Genomic DNA, 5893 nt, shown 5'->3' with positions numbered 1-5893 from the left:
CCTCTGCCCTGCCGGGCATCTCCCCCGCAAGGGGGGAGATCAGCTGACCCTCACCCCCGCCGTCTCACCAACCGTGCATGCCGGCGCCAATACCACCACGCCAGCACGCGCTTCCTGAAACTGCGCTTCATCGCGGTCATGGTCTAAAGCCCCAGAAGCACGCGGCGCTGGCCGGTGAGGCTTGCCGGTGCGAGGTCGGTCTTGATGGTGCTCAGCGTTCCCTGGCGTTGTTCGAGCTCAGCCCTGAGCGCCGCCTCGCGCGCCTGCACGTCCTTGTCCTCGGCCGTCGGTGTCGGTGGCAGCGGCTTCAGTTCCGGTGGTTTTTGAAACAGGCACATGGTTCCAGCCTTCCCTTGTCCAGTCATAGAGGAAAAAATCTTCGCCGTTCCTGCCGTAACCCGGCAGCAGGCAGCGTTGCGTGGCCCCGAGCCGGCCAAGCCAGCGCAGCGCCAGTTCATTGGCAGCCAGCGCCCGCGCCTCGACCCGCCACGCACCACGCGCAGCCACCTGAGGCCCGAGCACGGTGTGAAAGAACACGGTGATCCCAGGCACGCAGCGCTTCATGCGGCGCGTGCCCCAGCTCCAGGCGATCCACAGCCCGCCGCGCTGTTCGGCGGCGCCAAAGCCGGCCTCCGGATTGCCGTCGAGCTCGGCGACATAGGCGAACCCCTGCAACGCCGTCAGCGCCAGCAATGCCGGCGACCACTGGTCAATCTGGCAGTCGATCTCGGCGCGGTCTTCCGCGCGCAGGTTGGCGGCGATGTAGGAGAGATCGCGCAGCGTGGCGGGGATGATGCGGAGGGTCATGGGCAGGCCAGAGCGATGGGGTGCGCTTCCCGCTTTCGGGCGGAGTCTCGAAGGCCCGCGCACTTGACCGGCCCCGTCGCCAGTGACCTACTTCGGGCATCGAACACGCAGGCTACCGACGACTGGAGGAGACGGGCGAATGGACATTCGATCGACGCTGACGGAGCTATGCGAGGCCTTCAACGCGCACGATCTCGATCGCATCATGGCGTTCTTTGCCGAGGATTGCGTCCTGGAGATGCCGCGGGGGAGCATGCCTTGGGGCACGCGTTGCGAGGGCAAGCGCAACGTACGAGACGCGCTGGCGACACGCTTCGAAGGCTTGCCCGATGTCCATTACGGCAACGGCCAACATTTTGCAGATGCGGCCGCCGATACCGGCATCTCGAAATGGACCCTCACAGGCACCACCCGCGAGGGTGTGAGAAAGGAAGTCCAAGGTTGCGACTTCTATACGTTTCGTGATGGCAAGGTGATCCGCAAGGATTCCTACTGGAAGATCGTGGAGTGACCCACGGGATCAATTCGAGACATCGCAGCTATTCGAAGCGGCGAGAATGATACGGACGGCATGGCGGCCGAAGCCTCGCCACTTCGTCATCCCAGGGCGAAGCAGGAGCGAAGCGACGTCGCGGAGACCCTGGGATCCATGCCGTGACCTCGGCCGACGCATGCAGCGGCGCAGAATTTCTGTGCCGTCGCGACGCTTGGAAGTCGCGGCATGGATCCTCGGGTCAAGCCCGAGGATAACGAAGCACGTGGCACTTCGCCCTCACCTAAATTCCCCCAGCGGATCGCTCTGCCCCGCCTGTCGCCGCGCGCTCCTGAATTCCGCCGGATCGACCACAGCCTCCCGCAGCATCATCACGCCGTAACGAGTCGCCGCCATCAGATCGTCGCGCAGTTTTACAACCTGGCCGTCCCTGCGATGATAAAGCCGAAATTCCTCGAACCAGGGCGCAAGCGTCGAGAACACCTTGAAGCGGCCGGATTGCATGCGGTCGAGCATCTCCATCAGCCCGGCCTCGACCGAGACAGAACCGTCGGGGAATTGCGCGTGGCGGGTCAGCATGTTCAGCCCGTGCGCGGCATATTGCCGGGCAAGCGCTACGCCCGCCCCTTCCAGCGTTTCGCGGCGGCCATCGCGCGGCCACGCAAAGGGCAGCCAGTCGCCCCATGGTTTCAGGGTCAGCGTCTGCATCGCGGGAGTCTGCTGCGAAGCGCGGCAGGCTTTCGCGACATAGACGACGTCGGCCTCGGTATCCCAGGCAAGTTCGACCGCGGCCGACGGATGGTCCCAGCCGAAATCCAGCGCCCCGATGCGCGGCCAGTAGCGCGGCAGCCGGAACGGCGCGCAGGCGATCATTTCCTCAGCCACCGGAAAGATGCGGCCGGAGCCCAGCACCGGAATGCCGCGAGCACGCGCCTCCCGCTCATGCGCCGGATAGGCGGCAACGATCGCCGCGCGCTCTTGGGCTGAATAATGCTCGGCATCGTCGATGGTCATGAAGGTGACGTGGCGGCTCATGGCGAACTCCTTAAGGCGCGATTTTCGGGCTAGGCGCGGCGGTTCTCTCCTTCTCCCCTTGTGGGAGAAGGTGGATCGGCGCGCAGCGCCGAGACGGTTGAGGGGTGCTGGAAGAAATGCCTTCACTGCCCAGCTGGAACACCCCTCATCCGACCGAGCTTCGCTCGGCCACCTTCTCCCACAGGGGGAGAAGGGAAGTCCTGCGTCCTCACCCCTTCCCCATTCCCTCAACCTCTTCCGCCGACAAAAAAAACAGCACCACATCCGACATGCCGAGCAGCGGGGTGAAGGTGACGATGGTGATGCCGCCGGTGGCGTTGGTGCGGGTCAGGCCTTCGGAATAGATGTCGAGCGGCGGTTCCTCGTCGAACCAGACGCCGTGCAGCGTCTCGCCCTGCCATTTCTCGCGGCCCTTTTCGAAGCTCTTGAACGACAGCACCGATTCATCGGCCTGCACGTCACCGCCGCCGCCCCAGCGCACCACGACGCTGTCGAGCGCGCCCGGCGCGCCGCGTCCCATGATGGTGTGCACAATAGCGTCGGCAGGGATCATGCCGGTGCCCCAGGCCGTCTGCTGCTGCGGCGGGCCGACTAGCACGCGCTGCGGGTTGTCGCGCGTACCCTCGCCGGTCACGCCAGCCGCCCACAGCCGGACCGCGCCGGCAAAGACCTTGCCTTGCCACCACGAGGGGTAGCGCCCAGTCAGATGCATGGCCCATTCGGCGCCGCCGGCCCTGGTCTTGCCAAGCTGGTTGCCGGCCATGAACAGCCGTTCGCGGTTCTGCGCGCCCGCGGCATGGAACTCGGCTTGCCTGGCATAGGGCCGGTAGGCGGCAAGCTGGTTAGTGCGGCGCCTGCGGTCCAGTTCCGCCAGCAGCGCCAGATATTCCGTCTTCGCCGCCGAGGTCTTCGAGGAACGGCTTGAGGGCGGCTTCGAGGCCGCGGATACGGCTGCGGATCTCGTCATCGCTTAAGCCGTCCAGTTGGTTGATGGAAACATGCAGACCCTTTGGCAAATCCTTGGGCAGCACCGAAAGCACGATCTTCAGATATTGGTCGGGCTTGTCGGCACGCACCTCGGCAATGACCCCGGCGCCATGCGTCCGGAAATCGGCGCGCACGGCCGCCAGGAAATCATCCCCCAGCGTCCTTTTCCCGCGCTTCGGCCGACGCCTGGCAGCGGGCTTGGTGGCTGGCGTCGCGGTCCGGCGCTTCGGCGCCCGGCGAGCCGGCGGCGGCTTGTCAGCCATGCTCGCCCCCTGTGGTCTTTGCAGCGGCCGTCCTGGATTTCGCCACCGTGGATTTTGATCGAGCGGTTCTTTTTACCCTCGATTTCGCCACTTTGGATTTTGAACGGGCGAGGCGCTTGCGCGGCTTGCCGGCTGCCCGAGCCGGCTTGGCCGGACCAGCCTCCGTCTCTGTCGCGCCGGCTGGTGTTGCCGCTTTGGAGCTCGCCACGCCGGAACCCGCCGCACCAGAGTGGCCGGCAAGGCGCAGCCGCTTCATCAGCCGTGCCGCCCCGATCGCCAGGTCGCTGCCACCCAGCGATCCCAGGCCAAAGCCGAAGCCGCCGGCCGCATCGACCGGACCGCCGCGCACCATGCCGATCAGCACGCCGGGCCGACCTGTTCGATGAGCCCGAGACGCGGCTGCGGCGCCGCCCCCTCGAACGCGCCAATGGCGCTGACGACCTCGCGGCCGTCATCGTCGGTGATGATGGTGGCGTAGCGGCGCATGGGAGTTCTCGTGGATATTGCGAAGGGTCGTCGGGCAAAGGATGGCGTTCCGTCACGCCCCCCTCTGTCCTGCCAACGTTCAAGTGGTTTTCAAGGGCGCATCGATAGACAGACGCCAGAAACAAAAAACCCGCCTCGGCGGCGGGTCGTTGGCGCAAATCAGCACCATGGACAAATATGTAGCATAGCTGCCCTCACCCAGTCAACGATTTTCTGAGAAAAAATTCCTATAAGCCCTTTTTCGACGCCCGCCAACCAAGCTCCCGCGCATCGCTGAAGGGCAGCCGAAAAACAAAAAACCCACCGGCGCGGCGGGTCTGGAGGTCGTTGGCGCAAATCAACACCATACCCAAATCAATAGCATGCCCTCACCGGACAACCCGATCGGCATGCGAGCGGGCGGCAAGGCCAGACTTTCGTGTCGACTTTTCATAAGCCGACATCTGTGAGACCGTTAGCTGAAGCTCATGGAATGATTCGCGTCGTACGGCCTTGTAGGAGAGGGCGATGGACAGACCAACCATGGCATCCGTCTTCAGGGTGCGGCATGCGCCGGCCACGGTTTCGGGTGTGCGAAGCACCGGTCAGGGACAGGCGGACCCGATCATCCGCGTGCGCTCGCTCGGCGAGGCGATCCGCTTCGTCGCCCACGCCTACCCCCAATACGACATCAGTGCCGTCGCCATCGCCGCGGCAGATCCCTCGATCCCCCGCCTCGGGGGTCTGGACGTGAAAGCGCTGTGGCGCGAATATGGCGAGCGCCTGACGCAGGAATAGGCATTTCCAGGCAGCCAGCTCTGTGATCTTTTGCGACCTCGACTACGCCCTGCCCTCACCGCCGGAGCGGAAACGCCGCTGGCGCGTTTTCGATCATAGCCACGGGAGCAATCGCCATGAACGTCGCCAATCTGCAACTCGAAGGCCTGCTGATGGCCGTCGCGTCGATCAACCACCTCCTGGTCCAAAAGGGGGTGCTGACGGCGGAGGAAATAGACCTGGCCTTGCGCAAGGCCGAGGCCGGCGAAATCAGCCAGGAGCGGTCCGAAGGCATGTCCGCGTCAAGCCGCGACGCCGTCAGCTTTCCGATACGGCTGCTGGAACTGGCCAATCAATGCCAGCCGGAGGCGGACATGCCCTCCTTTTCAAAGCTCGCCCGCATGGTCGGCCAGATCAAGGAGCCCTACAACGACCAGATATGAAGGACGCCAACGCGGGCTTGCCGCTGCGGGATGGTCGCGCGCCTGGGCCTGGCTCCCGGCAAGGCGTAGCGGAGACCACGGGAATGCCTGAACGCGCTCTCTGACCCCTGGTCGCCCTTCGTCATTGTCGTCGTATTGCGCTCAGCCGAGTTCTTGGGCGAGTCCGATGAGCAGCCCTTCAGGCCCGCGGATGTAGCAGAGCCGATACACGTCCTTGTACTGGACCACTTCGCCGACGAGCTGCGCGCCGCGATTGCGGAGCCTTTCAAGCGTCTCGTCGATGTCGTCCACGGTGAACATGACGCGGAGGTAGCCCAGAGCGTTGACCGGGGCGTTGCGGTGATCCGCGACGACAGGTGGCGCGAGGAAGCGGGATAGCTCGAGCCGGCCGTGGCCATCCGGTGTGCGCATCATGGCAATCTCGACGCGCTGATCGCCCAGTCCAGTGACACGTCCGGCCCATTCTCCTTCGATCGTGGCCCGCCCTTCGAGCTCGAGGCCGAGCTCGCGAAAGAAATCAATCGTCTGACCGAGGTCATCGACGACGATCCCTACATTGTCCATCCGTTTGAGCGCCATGTGTCCATCTCCAAGGGTTTCGTCCAGGCCGTAAACTCATAAAC

At 64.7% G+C, this 5893-nt stretch carries 9 protein-coding genes and 1 pseudogene; 3 read left to right on the top strand and 7 right to left on the bottom strand.

All coding sequences use genetic code 11. The features are described from left to right. Positions 1-237 precede the first annotated feature (237 nt). Complete coding sequence (locus ACXJ7R_RS22815; RefSeq protein ID WP_457153825.1) at positions 238-807, bottom strand: hypothetical protein; 570 nt, start codon at positions 805-807, stop codon at positions 238-240. 139 nt (positions 808-946) lie between these two features. On the opposite strand from ACXJ7R_RS22815, the gene ACXJ7R_RS22810 reads away from it, so the two are divergent. Continuing rightward, complete coding sequence (locus ACXJ7R_RS22810; protein WP_457153824.1) at positions 947-1318, top strand: nuclear transport factor 2 family protein; 372 nt, start codon at positions 947-949, stop codon at positions 1316-1318. A gap of 261 nt (positions 1319-1579) precedes the next feature. Here ACXJ7R_RS22810 and ACXJ7R_RS22805 read toward each other — a convergent pair. The 5 genes and pseudogenes from ACXJ7R_RS22805 to ACXJ7R_RS22785 all read right to left on the bottom strand — a co-directional run. Further along, positions 1580-2332, bottom strand: a pseudogene (locus ACXJ7R_RS22805) (phage terminase large subunit family protein); the annotation flags it as partial. Between the two features lie 211 nt (positions 2333-2543). Next, on the bottom strand, positions 2544-3200 hold the full coding sequence (locus ACXJ7R_RS22800) for a terminase large subunit domain-containing protein (protein ID WP_457153826.1): 657 nt from the start codon (positions 3198-3200) through the stop codon (positions 2544-2546). Further along, positions 3178-3585: a hypothetical protein gene (locus tag ACXJ7R_RS22795; protein ID WP_457153823.1), complete on the bottom strand. Its 408-nt coding sequence runs from the start codon at positions 3583-3585 to the stop codon at positions 3178-3180. The genes ACXJ7R_RS22800 and ACXJ7R_RS22795 overlap by 23 nt, the downstream gene beginning before the upstream one ends. After that, positions 3578-3949, bottom strand: coding sequence for a hypothetical protein (locus tag ACXJ7R_RS22790; protein WP_457153822.1), 372 nt, complete (start codon positions 3947-3949; stop codon positions 3578-3580). Before ACXJ7R_RS22790 ends, ACXJ7R_RS22795 begins: the two co-directional genes overlap by 8 nt. Next, positions 3943-4071 (bottom strand): hypothetical protein, encoded by a 129-nt coding sequence (locus tag ACXJ7R_RS22785; RefSeq protein ID WP_457153821.1) that lies wholly within the window; start codon positions 4069-4071, stop codon positions 3943-3945. The genes ACXJ7R_RS22790 and ACXJ7R_RS22785 overlap by 7 nt, the downstream gene beginning before the upstream one ends. Before the next feature lie 507 nt (positions 4072-4578). Between ACXJ7R_RS22785 and ACXJ7R_RS22780 the strand changes: the two genes are divergently transcribed. Together ACXJ7R_RS22780 and ACXJ7R_RS22775 are read left to right on the top strand one after the other, a co-directional pair. Further along, positions 4579-4848, top strand: coding sequence for a hypothetical protein (locus tag ACXJ7R_RS22780; RefSeq protein WP_457153820.1), 270 nt, complete (start codon positions 4579-4581; stop codon positions 4846-4848). 116 nt (positions 4849-4964) lie between these two features. Next, positions 4965-5270 (top strand): hypothetical protein, encoded by a 306-nt coding sequence (locus tag ACXJ7R_RS22775; protein ID WP_457153819.1) that lies wholly within the window; start codon positions 4965-4967, stop codon positions 5268-5270. Positions 5271-5411: 141 nt separating this feature from the next. Here the strand turns inward: ACXJ7R_RS22775 and ACXJ7R_RS22770 are convergent, their stop codons facing one another. Next, complete coding sequence (locus ACXJ7R_RS22770) at positions 5412-5849, bottom strand: VOC family protein (protein ID WP_457153818.1); 438 nt, start codon at positions 5847-5849, stop codon at positions 5412-5414. Positions 5850-5893: the final 44 nt, after the last annotated feature.

The sequence above is a fragment of the Mesorhizobium sp. P5_C1 genome, assembly GCF_054049815.1.
Note: the sequence above shows the minus strand (reverse complement) of the source record. Positions and strands in the feature narration are given on the sequence as shown.